This window comes from Rhizobium sp. Leaf384, assembly GCF_001424065.1.
GTDB lineage: Bacteria > Pseudomonadota > Alphaproteobacteria > Rhizobiales > Rhizobiaceae > Ferranicluibacter.
Window position 1 is genome coordinate 633,173 of record NZ_LMQE01000001.1, and the last position, 15,591, is coordinate 648,763.

Annotated in this window: 7 protein-coding genes, 11 pseudogenes and 1 other annotated feature; of the genes and pseudogenes, 7 read left to right on the forward strand and 11 right to left on the reverse strand. The window is 56.7% G+C overall.

The window, feature by feature from the left end; all coding sequences use genetic code 11:
- Window positions 1-295: 295 nt before the first annotated feature.
- The 3 genes from ASG25_RS03000 to ASG25_RS03010 form a co-directional block, all read right to left on the reverse strand.
- Complete coding sequence (locus ASG25_RS03000; RefSeq protein ID WP_162242162.1) at window positions 296-1,543, reverse strand: O-antigen ligase family protein; 1,248 nt, start codon at window positions 1,541-1,543, stop codon at window positions 296-298.
- A gap of 83 nt (window positions 1,544-1,626) precedes the next feature.
- On the reverse strand, window positions 1,627-3,078 hold the full coding sequence (locus ASG25_RS03005) for an oligosaccharide flippase family protein (protein WP_062469064.1): 1,452 nt from the start codon (window positions 3,076-3,078) through the stop codon (window positions 1,627-1,629).
- Between the two features lie 162 nt (window positions 3,079-3,240).
- Window positions 3,241-4,257: a glycosyltransferase family 2 protein gene (locus tag ASG25_RS03010; protein ID WP_156379769.1), complete on the reverse strand. Its 1,017-nt coding sequence runs from the start codon at window positions 4,255-4,257 to the stop codon at window positions 3,241-3,243.
- 541 nt (window positions 4,258-4,798) lie between these two features.
- On the opposite strand from ASG25_RS03010, the pseudogene ASG25_RS22975 reads away from it, so the two are divergent.
- A pseudogene (locus ASG25_RS22975) lies at window positions 4,799-4,956 on the forward strand (ISNCY family transposase); the annotation flags it as partial.
- A 390-nt stretch (window positions 4,957-5,346) separates the two neighbouring features.
- Here ASG25_RS22975 and ASG25_RS22540 read toward each other — a convergent pair.
- Window positions 5,347-5,469: pseudogene (locus ASG25_RS22540) on the reverse strand (IS3 family transposase); the annotation flags it as partial.
- A gap of 118 nt (window positions 5,470-5,587) precedes the next feature.
- On the opposite strand from ASG25_RS22540, the pseudogene istA (ASG25_RS03015) reads away from it, so the two are divergent.
- Both istA (ASG25_RS03015) and ASG25_RS03020 read left to right on the forward strand, forming a co-directional pair.
- Window positions 5,588-7,152: pseudogene (istA, locus tag ASG25_RS03015) on the forward strand (IS21 family transposase).
- Window positions 7,142-7,772: pseudogene (locus ASG25_RS03020) on the forward strand (ATP-binding protein); the annotation flags it as partial. The pseudogenes istA (ASG25_RS03015) and ASG25_RS03020, both read left to right, overlap by 11 nt.
- On the opposite strand, the pseudogene ASG25_RS22070 reads toward ASG25_RS03020, so the two are convergent.
- Window positions 7,760-8,491: pseudogene (locus ASG25_RS22070) on the reverse strand (IS5 family transposase). The pseudogenes ASG25_RS03020 and ASG25_RS22070 overlap by 13 nt on opposite strands.
- Here ASG25_RS22070 and ASG25_RS23345 point away from each other — a divergent pair.
- Window positions 8,411-8,593: a hypothetical protein gene (locus ASG25_RS23345; protein WP_244479347.1), complete on the forward strand. Its 183-nt coding sequence runs from the start codon at window positions 8,411-8,413 to the stop codon at window positions 8,591-8,593. The pseudogene ASG25_RS22070 and the gene ASG25_RS23345 overlap by 81 nt on opposite strands.
- 15 nt (window positions 8,594-8,608) lie before the next feature.
- Window positions 8,609-8,830, forward strand: a pseudogene (locus tag ASG25_RS03025) (ATP-binding protein); the annotation flags it as partial.
- Between the two features lie 59 nt (window positions 8,831-8,889).
- Here the strand turns inward: ASG25_RS03025 and ASG25_RS22980 are convergent.
- From ASG25_RS22980 to ASG25_RS03050, 3 genes and pseudogenes are all read right to left on the reverse strand, one after another.
- Window positions 8,890-9,138: pseudogene (locus ASG25_RS22980) on the reverse strand (transposase); the annotation flags it as partial.
- Window positions 9,137-10,511: pseudogene (gene istA / locus ASG25_RS23350) on the reverse strand (IS21 family transposase); the annotation flags it as partial. The pseudogenes ASG25_RS22980 and istA (ASG25_RS23350), both read right to left, overlap by 2 nt.
- A gap of 402 nt (window positions 10,512-10,913) precedes the next feature.
- The gene (locus ASG25_RS03050; protein ID WP_062469082.1) at window positions 10,914-12,137 is read right to left on the reverse strand and encodes a polysaccharide biosynthesis/export family protein; all 1,224 of its coding nucleotides are present in this window, start codon (window positions 12,135-12,137) and stop codon (window positions 10,914-10,916) included.
- 351 nt (window positions 12,138-12,488) lie between these two features.
- On the opposite strand from ASG25_RS03050, the gene ASG25_RS03055 reads away from it, so the two are divergent.
- Window positions 12,489-13,271, forward strand: a complete 783-nt coding sequence (locus tag ASG25_RS03055; protein WP_062469085.1) for a metallophosphoesterase family protein — start codon at window positions 12,489-12,491, stop codon at window positions 13,269-13,271.
- A 42-nt stretch (window positions 13,272-13,313) separates the two neighbouring features.
- Here ASG25_RS03055 and ASG25_RS22080 read toward each other — a convergent pair.
- From ASG25_RS22080 to ASG25_RS22085, 3 genes and pseudogenes are all read right to left on the reverse strand, one after another.
- Window positions 13,314-13,654: pseudogene (locus tag ASG25_RS22080) on the reverse strand (IS3 family transposase); the annotation flags it as partial.
- A 48-nt stretch (window positions 13,655-13,702) separates the two neighbouring features.
- Window positions 13,703-14,530, reverse strand: an 828-nt coding sequence (locus ASG25_RS03060) for an IS3 family transposase (RefSeq protein ID WP_244479299.1), incomplete at its 5' end; no start/stop codon positions are given.
- Between the two features lies 1 nt (window position 14,531).
- A pseudogene (locus ASG25_RS22085) lies at window positions 14,532-15,084 on the reverse strand (hypothetical protein); the annotation flags it as partial.
- Window positions 14,702-14,816: a sequence feature (AL1L pseudoknot), on the reverse strand. Its footprint overlaps the pseudogene before it by 115 nt.
- Before the next feature lie 237 nt (window positions 15,085-15,321).
- On the opposite strand from ASG25_RS22085, the pseudogene ASG25_RS03070 reads away from it, so the two are divergent.
- A pseudogene (locus tag ASG25_RS03070) lies at window positions 15,322-15,582 on the forward strand (transposase); the annotation flags it as partial.
- Window positions 15,583-15,591: the final 9 nt, after the last annotated feature.

Sequence of the window (15,591 nt, forward strand, 5' to 3'; positions counted from 1 at the left end):
AGCTCACACAGTCCGACAGATGGTTCCGACCGTTTCGCCTTGAGCAAAAGCGATCAACGTTTATAAGGCGGGCGGTCGACACGCCCGTTGCAGCAACAATCCGTTGGGTTGCCCTAATGTTGCAACGCACACGTTTACCTTTACATAAGACTTGACCGCGATCAACGTAAGTATCTTATTTGATCCGCCATGAAGCTCGGGATGATCTATCAACGGCACGACGAGCGCTTGTCCGAGAAGCCCGACCGATTGTGACGGCACGTGCACTGCAGCACATCAGTCTTTGCTTCAGGCGCTAGGTGCTTTGTCCACGTTCCTCTCCGCGCATGAACGGCGGCATGTACGATGCCTCCGTCATGCCCGCCCGCATGCCCATGACGATCGCCAGCAGGACCCAATCCGCGCCCCAGAAATGCACCGTAAACGCATTGAACAGGATGATGAAGATGCACACGCCGAGGCCGGTGCGGATGAAGTCGATCGCAGGGTTCGGATATCTGACGAGCGGCCGGCTTTGCATGGTCACCCCCGTGGTCAGAAGCGCAAGAACAAGGAGGGCCAAAGCCGGAATGCCGAACCGGATCGCCTGAACGAGATAAAGCGAGTCGATGCTGGTCGGCATGTCTTCGGCTCGCATCCAGTCATCGAAGCCGATGCCGATAAGCGGCGCCCTTTCTATATTCAGCAAGGCCCATTTCCAGATCAATGTCCGGAAGACGCCCGTCTGCGGATCCAGCGTCAGATTGTTGATCAGCGTCAACACCGGATTATCGACTAGGATCATAAAACTGGCGACGAAAAATATGCCGACCAGAAAGATCATCATCGTCGCCCAGGGGATGTTCTTGACGCGGTTCAGCAGCAGAATCAGCCCAAACGCCATCGTCATCGACAGAATTGGTGCCGACGACAGCGGCAACAGCATTGCGAACAAACAGACACCAATCCAGAAGACCTTGCGGAGCGGTTTCAGATCGGAAAAGAAAAGAAGGACGGACGACATCACGAAGAAAATGCCAAGTAGAATCGGATGCTCCAGGGAACCTTGGGCGCGCACCAGTCCGAAGCGCTTCGGAAAGGGTTCGACAGGTGGACCTCCGGTCATCTGCTGACCGATCTTCGCAAACAACGCCTGTCCCGATGCGGTATCCACCAAAGCGGTCGCCAACACCAATCCCACAACAATCGGCAGAACTCTGGTGAATTGGTTGAAGCCGATGGGCGTGCCGAAAAAAACCCGGGCCATGAAATATCCGGCTGCAAACTCGATCGCCGACAACGAGCCGAAGCCGATCAGGCCCTTCGGCCCCTGATGGATGACGATGACGATGACCATCCACATCGTCATCAAAATGACCATTACATCTGAAAGCACCGGTACATAACCGCCGCCAGTCAATTTTCGGTAGATTTCCCGGATGGTCGGATAGATCGTGAAGAACAAAAAAAGCCGCGGGACTGTCAGGGCGTTAGCAAGTGGCAAGGCAAAGGTCGCCGGAAACACGATCGACATGGGGAACAGCCAAGGCAGGATATACGCCATCTTGGCATCGATCTGATATCCCGATCCCGCCGTCCGCCAGGCTCTCCGGCGTGTCAAAGCACTATGTGTTTTCCCTACTGCTCTCATTCAACCGCCTTCTGCATTTTGGGTGTATGCTCGATAGGCTGCTCACGCCGATAGCCGTGGCGGAAGAGTGGAAGGATAAGCACCAGGGCAAGAATTGCAAGACCGACAGCGATGCCCATGCCAATGCCGATACGCGGAAGCAAATGAATGGCCGGCCCCATCTCTTCAAGGAAGAGTCCCATGGCAAGCGGCAGAGCGATCAGCGATCCGTTCCAGAACAGCGCTTCTCCCCATGCCCCTGTCCACACCCGGCGGGCCATGACATACATGACGCACAGCGCCAGCACCTCGCCGATGGCCATGCCCGCCAGCAAGGCCTCGAGTGAGGGATACATCCAGCTCCAGGTGGCGCCGATCGCAAGGCCTATCGCCGGGATCTGGTTGCCGACCGCCAGCCTGTGCGTGAGATGGCTCTGGATGAGGAGCGACTGCGCCGGTTCCGCACGGCAGATCCGCAGGTAGACGATGACCCCGACAAGTGTCATCTGCATGTCTGACACGACGAAGCGCGACCCGAAGACCGCTGGGATGACGGCACTGCCAAGCGTGATCCATCCTACCGCATACAATGCCGCCAACATCGGTATGGCGCGCGAATACAGCTTCAGACGGGCCTTGAAGACATCCGGTCGGCCGGACGAATTCATAAGCCCGGCAAAGCAGATGGGCCCGATCAGCCGGAAAAGGGCCGACGTCGGAACATAGGAGGTGAGAATGATCACCGCATAGAGACCGAGCGTTTCAAGCCCCAGCATGGCGCCGACGAAAAGACGGTCGCCTTGGACCATGATGGCGTTGCCAGTGCCGTTGAGCATCAGAGGCAACGAAAAACGTGTCACCTTGCCCACCAGCGGGCCGCTGAAGCCGAACCGGACCGGCGACGGGGCCAGCACATGCGAAAAGATGACGTAAACGATGCACTGCGTGAAGAGATAGGCCAGCAGGGCGTCATGGGCGCGCGTCTGAAGGCCGACGATGAGAATCGCAACAAGCCCGCAGGAATGGGACAGGATTGACGCCAGCAGCTGCGGCCCGTAGCGATAGTCGCGCTCGTAGACGCGGATCTCGAGGTTTTCTAGGCTTCGGATGAAGGTCAGAGCCGCCAGGCTGGCGAAACTGGTCCACTGATCGCAGGTTGACATCATACATGCGACCGGATGGGCGAGTGCGAAGAACAGGCACCCGACGACAAGACCGCGAATGACGGAAATTCCGTGAGCGACGGCTAGAGCTTGCCGATACTGGTCGCGCGGCGTCGCCAGTACGAAACGCGCAAGCCCGGTGTCGGTCACCTGCTCGACGGTTCCGTAGACGGCAGACAGGGCCGCCGCGAAGCCGAGTTCGAAGCCGCCTAGCAGATGCGTCATGATGACCATGCGCACGAACGGCGCCATCATTTCGACCGCGGTCAGACCCAACAGGGCGCCGCCCTTCGAGATCGCACTCAATCGCATCTCACAAACCTTCTCTTCTTTCGCTGTTGCCGGTGGATGAAATCAAGCCGTCGTCAATTTCAACCAGGCTGGAACGAAAGGCATTTTCAGGTGAAGAGGCGCGTGCCGGGATGTGATGCGAACGATCGTCATCAACATGTCTGCAGGCCCGTTTTCTCACTTAGGCCTGACATTTTTGGGCAGGAAACGCGAAGGGAACCCCGTTTCTCCGCGGACCCCGCTCCACCATCCCTGCAACGCGACGCCGAAGTTCTTCCACGCGCCCTGCTTGGCATATTGGGTGGTAAGGATCAGCGTAAACAGCATGATCAGCGGGAAAGCTTTGGGATAAAAGCGCTTTGTCAGGAGCATCTTGCTTCTCTCGTCCAGATAGACGGAAAAGCTCGAACGGTTCTTGCGGCTGTGGTTCGACCCGATCGTCGCACCGTGGCTGTGACGCACGATAGAGTCATGTGCATAACCAAGGGCGAATGCACCGCGGCGCAGGCACCAGTCCACTTCTTCGGCATAGAGGAAGTAGGACTCGTCCATGTGGCCGATCGTCTCGATGAAAGGGCGGATGATATACATCGAGGCACCGCACACATAATCCATCTCGGCTTCGACGGCGGCGATGTCGGGCGTGGCGTCACGATCGGCACCAAGACCGATATTGTATCCCCGGGCCATCCAGCGGCGCCAGCGACCGCCATACATCTGGATCTTGTTGTTGTGCATCAGCACAATCCGGCTTCCGACTATGGCATAGCCACCCGCTTCGCTCCGGCGCTTCAACGCAATCAGCGCGTCAGGCGCCGGTTCCGTGTCCGGATTGAGAACCCAGACGGAATCCCAGTCTGGATCGGGCTTGAGATAATCGAGAACAGCGTTGATGGCACCGGCATAGCCGATATTGCCGGACGCTTGATGCACATATACCAGGGCGCCGCTTTCTGAAAGTTCGATGACTCGCGTCCGGGTGATGGTGCCGGGGCGACCGAAACGGGGATCGCAGGTGACCTCCGATCCAAACCCTAAGAGAGCAGACGTCATGTCTTCGAAAGCTGCAGATCCACCATTTTCACAAATATGAACCGCATGGTCAGGCTCGCGTATTTTCGACAGGTGCTCCAGACAGACGACAACATCGTCTTTGTTCCGGAAGCCAACAATAACAACGCCGCAGTAGCTCAAGTAGGGTGCTCCATGATTATTGAAGGTACTATTAGTGAATATATGAAAAACCCACGCAACTCTTACGCTCGGACCTAACGAGGTAGCCGCCATCTAAGCCATATACCCCATGTGTGTCGAGAGATAATCGGTTCTGATGCTCACACCTCCCCTTCAGGATTGCAATTTGAATCAGCGCACCCGGTTCAGATCGATCTGTCAGACCGCAAGTTGCCGAACGTTAAAAACTTGATTACCGGGGCAACTTGAAAGGTGTTCAGCTCAATGTCAGTCCCTTAGTCTATTCGGCGCTTAAGTAGTCAAGCGCCGAATAGCGTAGCGTGGGATTATGCGAGCCATCGACATAGGGGCAAATGAGTTTCAGCGTAGTTTTGTGTCTGATAGATGGTTCTCCAAATCCGCTCCGACTTCGGCGTCTTGAAGAAGAAGGTATTGACCATGGCGTTATCGTAGTAGTTTCCCTTTCTGACATCGAGATCATGGTGCCTTAGCGGCACAGTAGTGCTTGATATTTAATCGAACAGAATTGACTGCCGCGGTCAGAATGATGGACCTTGCTTCGGATCGGCTGGCCGAGATTCTGTGCACGCGGAGCAGCGCTATGTCGGGGCGCTACTGACATTCTTTTCGAGCGTAAGCGGATCACGCTCGAGGAGTGCGAGGGTGACTCGTGGATTGGTCGGCTACTATGTCGAGACCCTATAGATTCTGGCCAAAAACTTTTCTTCCGCTGCGCTTGTCATTGCGGTCACATGGACGGCCATCTGAGATGGCTATGTAGTCGATCGTGCGCACCGACCGAGGAAATCTTATGCTAGACGACAGATTCAACGCCTTCAAGCGTTGGAACGCGACAGATCTGAGCATTCTGAAAGCACAGCCCGGCTAGAACCCCCAGCTCTGGTTCGATCTCTAACAAGATTGGCTGCACCATAAGAGCGACAAAACCTCGTCGATCGCTCGGCGAGGTTTTTTTGTTACTGTAGTATTGAGTCTTGATCAGGCAGCATAGCGTTGTCGGCAGCACTTCTGCTCCGGGATGGTCGCAGACAAGTGGTCTGCTGCCGGTTTTTCGGACAGGAGGTTAAGCTATTCCCACCTTGATTTCAAATCATTTGGGCTGAGATAGCCCAGTGTTGAGTGGCGGCGTCTCGAATTGTGGAAGCGCTTGATGTAATCGAACACATCTGCTCTAGCGTCGTCCCTGCTCCTGCAGACTGTTGATTTCCTTTGAGAGCCGACCCGGCAGAGCCTCATATTTCCATTGAGAAATGACCCATGTTTCAACCGTCTCCTGCATGTTTTCAGCGGGGGCTCTGGAGTGATCGACATGGCGTTACTGAGCGGATCCGGCGCTGGCATGTTCGAGAGCATTTATCGATCCGGGAGATTTGCCGCAGGACCGGCTTATCCCGGAATACCGTCCGCAAATATCTGCGTGCAGATGGCGTAGAGCCGAAGTTCGCTGTCCCGGAGCGGCCGAGCAAACTCGATCCTTTTGCGGATCGGCTATCGGCCTGGCTGAAGACGGAGTCGAAGAAAGGCCGCAAGCAGAAGCGGACGATGAAGCAGTTGCATGCTGATCTTGTGAGCCTGGGCTACGAGGGGTCCTACAATCGCGTGGCGGCCTTTGCTCGGGAATGGCGCGATGATCGCCAGCGGGAACTGCAGACGACAGGCCGTGGCACCTTCGTTCCACTGGCGTTCGAACCCGGCGAAGCGTTCCAGTTCGACTGGTCGGAGGACTGGGCGATCATCGGCAATGAGCGCACCAAGCTGCAGGTCGCTCACACGAAGCTGAGCTACTCGAGGGCCTTTATCGTCCGGGCCTATCTCCTGCAAACGCATGAGATGCTGTTTGACGCCCACAATCACGCGTTCCGCGTCTTCGGCGGCATTCCCGGTCGCGGCATCTACGACAACATGAAGACTGCAATCGACAAGGTCGGCCGTGGCAAGGAGCGCGACGTCAATGTCCGCTTCATGGCGATGGCCAGCCATTACGTGTTCGAGCCCGAGTTCTGCAATCCGGCTTCCGGCTGGGAGAAGGGACAGGTCGAGAAGAACGTTCAGGACGCACGGCAGCGCTTCTTTCAACCTGTTCCACGCTTTCCATCACTGGAGGCACTGAACGACTGGCTCGAGGTTCGATGCAAGGAATTCTGGGCAAAGACCCCACACGGCCAAATGCGTGGCACCATCGCCGACATCCGGGCTGAGGAGGCGCCGGCTCTCATGCCGGTTTCCAGACCGTTCGACGGGTTCGTCGAATATACGAAGCGGGTTACTCCCACCTGCCTCGTGCATCTGGAGCGCAATCGCTACAGCGTTCCAGCATCCTTCGCCAATCGTCCGGTGAGCCTTCGGGTGTATCCGGATCGTGTCGTGGTCGCCGCGGAAGGTCAGATCGTCTGTGAGCACCGCCGTGTCATCGATCGTTCCCATGACCGGCCGGGTCAGACCATCTATGACTGGCAGCATTATCTGGCGGTCGTGCAGCGAAAGCCGGGCGCTCTTCGCAACGGTGCACCGTTCGTCGAGCTTCCCGAAGCCTTCCGGACCTTGCAGCAATATCTGCTCAAGAAGCCCGGCGGCGACCGGGACCCTATCGGTGATGCATAGCATCACCTTGCCAGGCAAGGGATGGTCGATATCCTGGCGCTCGTTCTCCAGCACGACGAACAGGCAGTGCTCTCAGCCGTCGATATGGCGCTGAAGTCTGGCGTTCCGACCAAGACGCATGTGCTGAACCTGCTGCATCGCCTCGTGGACGGTAAAACCTTCACGCCGCCAACCCTCGACGCACCTCAGGCACTGACGCTTACCAATGAGCCCAAGGCTAATGTCGAACGATATGATACCCTGAGAGAGACGGAGGTTCGCCATGCGTCATAACCCGGCAAGCGGCGCGATCGTCATCATGCTGCGACAGTTGAAGATGCATGGCATGGCCCATGCCGTCGGTGATTTGACCGAACAGGGATCGCCGGCGTTCGAGGCTGCCATTCCAATCCTGTCCCAGCTTCTCAAGGCGGAAACGGCCGAACGAGAGGTCCGATCGACAGCCTATCAGCTCAAGTCAGCGCGCTTCCCGGCCTACCGTGATCTGAATGGCTTCGACTTCGCCAGCAGCGAGATCAACGAGGCCCTCGTGTAGCAGCTTCATCGCTGCAACTTCCTCGACGACGCCAACACCATCCCTTGTCCGGCAGGTGCTGCCCGCATCACCCATAGGGTCCTGGTCGGAGGTCCCGGCACGAGCAAGACGCACATCGCCACGGCGATCGGTGTCCAGGCCATCGAGCATCACTGTAAGCGGGTCCGGTTCTTCTCGACGGTGGAACTAATCAACGCTCTGGAACAGGGGAGGCTCAGGCCGTCCAGGCCAGATCGCCAACCTTCTGACACATTGCGATCTCGTCATTCTCGACGAGCTTGGTTACCTTTCGTTCAGTGCCTCAGGCGACGCGCTCCTCTTCCACCTGCTGAGCAAGCTCTACGATCACACTAGGCTCCAGACCCAATTGATCCACCATGTGACGATAGCTGCGATGTAGCGCGTTGCCGCGAAGTTTATCATAAGCTTGCGTATCGCGTCGCGACACGCCTCCAGTCCTTGAGACAGCAGAATGTCCGCTCGATGATGTTGCGTCTTCGGTAGGCGACCGGGTCGAACGGTCTGATCCTCTTTCGGGTTGGATTGTTGGGAATGACGGGTTCCGTGCCGCGTGTTGTCAGGAAGTTGCGCAAGGCGTCACTGTCGTAAGCCGTATCTGCGGCGCAGAGACGTGTTGGTGGCAAGGGTTAAAGGAGCGGGATGGCAGCGGGTGCATCACCGCGTTGCCCAGGCGTTATTCGCAACGCGACTGGACGGCCGCAACCATCGACAACAGCATGGATTTTTGTCGATCTGCCGCCTCTCGATCGACCGATTGCTTCGGCATCTGCCCCCCTTTCCGCCAGCAGCAGAGCGGTGTGCTTTTGCGCTCGTGCTATCGATCATATGGATGTCCCAATCGGTCGTTTGCACCAAAGCCTCAAACAGCCGCCGCCATATCCCTTTTGCAGACCAGCGATGGAAGCGATTATAGACCGTTGTCGCAGGGCTGTAGCAGGATGGACAATTCTGCCACCGGCAACCGGATCGCAAGACGTGGATGATCCCACTGATAACCCGGCGGTCGTCGGTACGATGAGCGCCGGGTTGGTTGGTCGGAAGCAGCGGCGAAATCACCGCCCACTGATCGTCATCAAGCCAGAATTCGCCTGCCATGGTCAAACACTCCTGCTGCTGCAGGCAATGAATCATGGATGGCTAATCTCATCAACAATTTGATTGGGTTTCGACCCTAGCGTCATCATCACGACCAACTTGAGCTTCGCCAAATGGGCCAGCGTCTTCGGCGACGCCAAGATTACGACCGCGCTGCTCGACCGGCTTACCCATCACTGCCACATCCTCGAGACAAGAAACGACAGCTTCCGCTTCAAGAACAGCTCGGCTCACGAGACTAAAACAGCAAAGGAAAAACGCAGGAACTTGACCACCACGACCAACACAAACGATACCTAAGGCGGGTCACTACTCGGTGGAAATGCCGGGTCAGCTCTCAGTGGATATCAACACGCCTCGAGACTTTTCGCAAGCGCTTTGCGCTTGGTGGCGATGGTCGATGCGGCGAGCGTGCCGATATTGTCGGCAAGAGCGAAGGCTCGTTTCAGCCAGAGCCGAAGCCGCGACGGGAATGCGTCCTCACCGGCCTTTTCGGCGTAGACGACATCGCGGGCGAGATGGGCCAGGCAAGTCTGATGCGACGCACCATGGCCCTGCTGGGCCGAATAGCGGTCGGAACACCAAACATCCAAGCGATGGCCGTCCATCCACCCGGAAAAGGAACAGGTGCTTGACGGCTTCGAAGCCGATAGCTGCGAGCCGCAGGGCCTACTCAACCGCCGCATGTAGGTCCGCAATATCAAAGATCTCTGGCAGGCGCAGGACCTGCACGTACTCACGCCGACCATGCTTGGCCATGGGGCCTTCAATCAGGCGGCGCGGCGTAACGAATTCTTCCGGCATGTCGCCGCCATGGAGAGAGGCTACCTGATCAAGTGCATTGATCTTTTGCTCGATCAGCCGCAGGTAATGCACAGGATCGAAGACGACGTCTTCCTCGTTCTCAGCGCCTCAGATGGCGCGCGACGATCTCGCCACGGCAGCAGATCACCACTTCGTCGACATAACCCCGGACCCAGACATCCCAAATGGTCGTAGGCGACCGGTACGGAATAGTCGTTTGTCTGGTAGCGGACCAGCGCCTGGCAGTCACCTTGGCCGCCGGCCTGATCGCAGACATTGAATAGAGATGCCGGCAAGGCTCACATGGCAGGAAGATCGCGCTGCAGCCGTTCGCCGATCGTTTCGTTCTCGCTGCGCAGCCTGTCTCGCTTGCGCTTGCGGCACTGCACTTCCAGCCAGACGTTGAACGCCTCCCATGTTGGAAACTGAGGGATCGGCACCATGAAGTTGCGCTTGGCATATCCAACGAGACCCTCGACATTTCCTTTGTCGTTGCCGTTCCCTGGACGGCCATAGCGATCCAGGATCAGGTAATGGGACAGGAAACCGCTGAATAGCGCTGCGGGCGTGCGCATGCCGGCCTGAAGGATCTTGGCCACCAGGCACTGATCGTTGTCGTAGACAATCGACTGCGGCACGTCCCCGAAGAACGCAAACGCGTGGATCTGGCCATCGACCATGCCTTCGATACTGCCACCGGCTAGGCCCGGATTGGCAACCGTCACTGTGCCAAAGGTCGAGCAGGAAGATTTGCAGCTTCCACTACACGCTAGCGATCACCAACAACGCTTTAACGAAGTCGGCCTACCAATGGTCGGACGGATACTTCAGCGGCACCGATACCTCCTGACCGCGCTGATCCCGCTTGCGCATGCATTCTTTGATGATCGTGTAGCCGCCCGTGAACCGGCGCTCGTCGCGGAGACGGTCGAATATCCGCTTGGCCGTATGCCGCTGCTTTCGCGAGACCTTCACATCCTAATCCAGCCGGTGATCGATGGTCGAGATGACGCATCCAGCTTGGGTCGCCGGATCCGCAATTGGCGTTGATATCCAGCGACGTCAAATACAACACCATGCTGGTTACGCTGTCGCAAAATATGTTGAAATGCTCTGCAGCCTGACGCCGGCTTATTCCTTGCGAGACAGCAAGTCGCGCCTTCAGATAAAGTTCCACGGTGTAGATCCCTAGGCTCTCCTGTATTAGTCACAGAAGAGTAAATAGGTGGTAGGGTTTTACTACAGCGCAGCAGTAGTATCCCGCCGCTACCGTGGCCGACTTTCTCACAGCCGCTCTCACTACGCATTTTGAAACCACAATCGGGTCAAACCCGCGCCTGTGGTTCGACCTCTCAGCGCGTCATTGCCGACAACCTCGTTGCGATTAGAACTCGCCGATTTTTCGGTCAGGTGTTCATGCGTAGACTGTTTCGTCGGCATCACTTCAAGGGTTGGGAACTTGCCGCTGTCCCCTCACACGATCCTGGTTGCGACAGATTATTGCCAAAAGAGAACCGTGAGCCTGCTAGGCGCACGGTTCAATTGCTTTACGACGCATAGGTGCTTGTCTTCGTCGCAACTAAAGGTCGCGACCTGAGTCGCGAACCGTAACAATATCAGACGAGACACCGGACGCGGTGGACGACACCGAGTTTACGACGTCTAGGAACTTGATGAGCTCGGTCGATTTCGAGTTGGAAATATACAGGATATCCTTGTCTTGCATCGGGAACTTCTGCACGAGGAACATGGCTGATGGGTCACGGAGGTTCGCCTTAAAGATGACGGGTACGGTCGCGCTCTGATGATTGCGGACATCCACCCCGAGCTTCTTCAAGAACTCGCGGTCGACGACGCGGTAGAGAAGAACTTGCGCGGGATCGGCACGTCCATCCAGAAGACCGCCCGCTTTGCCTAGAGCGTCGCCCAGCGTCAGCTTCGAATCTTCGAAATCGAAGCGGCCATTCTGACCAGATGCTCCGAACGCAAGATAGGTTCGGCGCTCCCGATTGACGATGATCGTGTCGCCAGGACTTACGAAGATATTTTCGGCTGGCGTTTTTATCAGATGATCGTAGAGAACCGTTGCAGTGCGCCCACGTCGCTGAATCGTGACATAGGTTTCCAAACCAGGTGTGCTGAGGCCGCCAGCTTGCGAGATCACATCGAGAATGCGGTCGCCGGCTTCGCTGACCTCAACCTTCGTCGCGTTATTGACGTCTCCGAGAACGGCAACCTGAGCCGAACGGCTACTGACCTTCGTAATGAGGACCTGCGGTTCGATCGCCCGGTTAGCGAGACTTCGCTGAACGTCTTCCTGTACGTCTTCCACGGCACGCCCCGAAGCACGAATCCGTCCAGCATAGGGAACGAAAATCATACCGTCGCGGCCGATTGTCTGATTAGGGATCGTGACGAAGTTGCCCGCACGGGATCCGGCGTCCACCGGGATGAACAAGCCACCGGCCTGTGATTCAAAGATTGTCACACCGACGACATCTCCGGCTCCGAGAGGAAGACTCGGCGATCCGCCGCTTCGGCCACCAAAGCTCCCTTGGAGCGAAGCGGTGACCGCTTGATTGACATTTGCAATAACGGCCGCACTAATGTCGACTAGAGCGTAGTCCACACCCGGTCGTTTTTCCTTCGAGCGCGAATTGACCACCTTGATCGCTGCCATCGACTCGACATGGCTAGAATCTGGCCCTGAGGATGGCAGGGAGGTGCATCCGGCCAATGCAGCTGCTGCAGACAGCGCCAGTACACTTATGGAACAACGATACAAGCTTCTACACTCCTGCATGACGTGAGGAATAAGACCTATTTAAAACTGATTTACCATATCATTAGACAATACTATCCCACTATGCGTCACAGGAGAGGCTCAAGCGTTGCCAAGCGGCAACACCCCTTCCCTACCATCACACGCGGTAAGAGTCTCGGGAACATTCAGAAATCCTCTTGGGTCCCGCACCAAGATAGACACTTGGTTAACGGCGAGGATTATTTTGCTATTTACTAACTTAACGACTCAAGTGCTGCTCAAGGCTTTCCTTGGACTGAATCTAAACCGCGACGCTGGCGGAACATGCTAATCGCATTTTTTGCCGTCTTCCTGCTTGACAGCTGACGTCCATGAAGCAAGGCCAGTAGAATGAACCACTTCTTGCAAAAGCTGCGTCGCAGGACGCGGCCCGGCCCGACAATGCGACGGCACATCGACCTGACGGCGCTGGATCCGCGGGGACTTAGGCTCTATGTTATTCCAGATGTTCATGGCTGCATAGACGCTCTTCTAGCTGCGGAAGATCGAATATTACACGATATGGGGGGCGATGAGACACCATCCCTCCTTATCTACCTCGGTGACTATGTTGACCGAGGTCCGCAATCGGCACGTGTTCTCGATCACCTAATTAGCACCACATTGGCCGGCACTCGCCGGATCACGCTGTGTGGAAATCACGACGACCTGTTTTTACGAGCTATCACCGGCCGGATGGCGCCTCTTGGCTGGATTGATATCGGTGGGCGAGAAACACTCAAATCCTACGGTCTCACTAGTGAACTTGTAACCAAACTTGCGCGGTGTCCTAGGGAGTTTGCAGCCGTGATTGGCCAGTTCATTCCCGCAAGTCACATAACCTTCCTTGCCTCGCTTCCAGTGACGGTTCGTATTGGAAAGTCATTGCTATTTGTTCACGCTGGTATACTGCCGGGCCGTCCACTTGAATATCAGAAGGAGGAGCACCTAATGTGGATCCGGGAACCTTTTCTCAGCACTGGCCCAAGGCTACCGCTGACCGTTGTGCATGGTCATACCATTGTTCCGGTACCGATATTTGTAAACAATCGGATCGGACTTGACACCGGTGCCTACCTTTATGGCCGCCTTGCCATCCTCAAGATGACACGCGACGGGATCGTTGTCCTGTGATTCGGCGGCCTGGCCGCCGCATTGAGTCAGACGTCCTGTTGCTTAAGGTAGCTTTAACAGCCCCGCGTTTTGTAAACACCCCCGGCGAAAGATTTTCTGCTGGTTCTCAAACTCGACAGGCGGCAGCATCCCATTACTGACGAGCTCGCGTTTCGGGTGTAGAATATTTCGACATAGTCTAACATATCCTTGCGAGCCTCATCACGTGAATGGTAGACCCTGCGGCGCATCCTCTTACGCTTCAGACGATTGAAGAAGCTCTCGGCACCGCGGTCATGGCAGTTGCCGCGTCGCCTTATCGAGTGAACCAGATTGTGGTGCTTGAGGAACGAGGCCAAGTCCATGCTGGTGAATTGAGAACCCTTATCCGAATGGATTAGCATCGTTTCTGAACCTCGCCGTGTTTGCCGGAGGCCATTTCTTTTTTTTAGTCATGCGGCCACGGCTAGTGCGTCCAGCCTGGCGGAATACGGCTTCTCGGCTTCGGCTGGCGGCATGCTGCCTATGAGCTCAAGAAGCCTTCGATGTTTGAACCAATCGACCCCTTCCCAGGTGGCGAATTCCACCGCCTCAAAGCTACGCCATGGTCCACGCCGATGAATGACTTCGGCCTTGTAGAGTCCGTTGATCGTCTCAGCGAGGGCGTTGTCGTAACTGTCGCCGACGCTTCCGACAGACGGCTCGATGCCAGCTTCTGCCAATTGCTCGGAATACCGAATGGACACGTATTGAACGCCGCGATCCGAGTGATGCACGAGGCCGCTGCCATGAGCGGGGACGCCGATCATGAAGTGCCTGCCCCAGCGCATCGAGGACGAAGCCCTCGCATGTGCTGTCCGGCTCGCCCGCCAGCCGACGATGCGACGAGCGAAGACGTCGATGACAAAGGCCACGTAGACGAAACCCTGCCAGGTGGCGACATATGTGAAATCTGAAACCCACAGCCTGTTTGGTGCTGGGGCTTTGAACTGGCGGTTCACCCGGTCAAGCGGGCTCGGAGCCGTCTTGTCCGAGAACGTCGTGCAAATCGGCTTTCGCCGAATGATGCCCTGCAGGCTCATTGACCTCATAAGCCTGGCGACACTGCAGCGGGCGACGTCAAAGCCTTCACGCTCCAATTGCCGCCAGACCTTGCGAACGCCATAGACGCGGAAGTTCTGTTCGAAGACACGCCGTATCTCGATCTTCAGGCCGATATCGCTGCGGGCGCGGATCGACAGGCGATCCACGTCCAGACGTTTGGCGACATTCTCGTAGTANCCGGCGGACTCGGAACCGTCCGCTTCGGCTAAACATCCTTGAACGCCATAGACGCGGAAGTTCTGTTCGAAGACACGCCGTATCTCGATCTTCAGGCCGATATCGCTGCGGGCGCGGATCGACAGGCGATCCACGTCCAGACGTTTGGCGACATTCTCGTAGTAAGTTGACGGGGCGATCGGCAGCAGTCTGCAGATCGGCTTGACCCCGAACTCACCACGGTGTTCGTCGATGAAAGAAATCATCGCTTGAAGGGGCGGTCGAGCTCCTCTTGCCCGGCAAGCGAATGCTTGAATTCGCTGAAAGGGGCCATCGCGAAATAGGCCAACGCCTTGCGCAAAATCTCATTGGCCTGATGAAGCTCGCGGTTCTTCCGCTCAAGAGCCTTGATCTTCTCGGCCACATCGCTCGGCAGGCCTGCTCGTTTACCGCTGTCGACCTCGGTCTTCTTGACCCACTCGTTCAGCGTAGTTGGCGAGCGGCCAATTTTGGCAGCGATAGATAGAACGGCAGCCCAGCGGGATGGATGCTCGGCTTCGTGATCCAGCAGCATGCGGGTGGCACGGTTGTGGACTTCAGGTGTGGAGTGCCCCCGTTTCACCGAACAAGTCGGCTAGTTGATTCAGCCTGACCTGCCACTGCGAGTTTCCCCCAGCATTGATTAGAGTCCGGCCCATGAGAGGACGGACGAATGAAGAAGCAGAGATTTACGGAAGAACAGGTCATCGGCGTGCTGCGAAAGCAGGAGGCCCAGCATTGATTAGAGTCCGGCCCATGAGAGGACGGACGAATGAAGAAGCAGAGATTTACGGAAGAACAGGTCATCGGCGTGCTGCGAAAGCAGGAGGCTGGCGCGAAAGCGGCTGACCTGTGCCGCAAACATGGCMTATCKGAAGCGACGTTCTACAACTGGAAGGCCAAATACGGCGGCATGGAAGTGTCCGAGGCGAAGCGTCTGAAGGCGCTCGAAGAGGAGAATGCCAAGCTGAAGAAACTGCTGGCCGAGCAGATGTTGGATGTTGCCGCGCTTCGCGAGCTTCTTGCAAAAAAATGGTAGGGC

Bases quoted from the DNA above. Each gene is read 5' to 3' on its own strand.
- ASG25_RS03000 (WP_162242162.1), bottom strand. From the start codon at position 1,543: ATGGCGTATATCCTGCCTTGGCTGTTCCCCATGTCGATCGTGTTTCCG.
- ASG25_RS03050 (WP_062469082.1), bottom strand. From the start codon at position 12,137: ATGCAGGAGTGTAGAAGCTTGTATCGTTGTTCCATAAGTGTACTGGCG.
- ASG25_RS03055 (WP_062469085.1), top strand. From the start codon at position 12,489: ATGAACCACTTCTTGCAAAAGCTGCGTCGCAGGACGCGGCCCGGCCCG.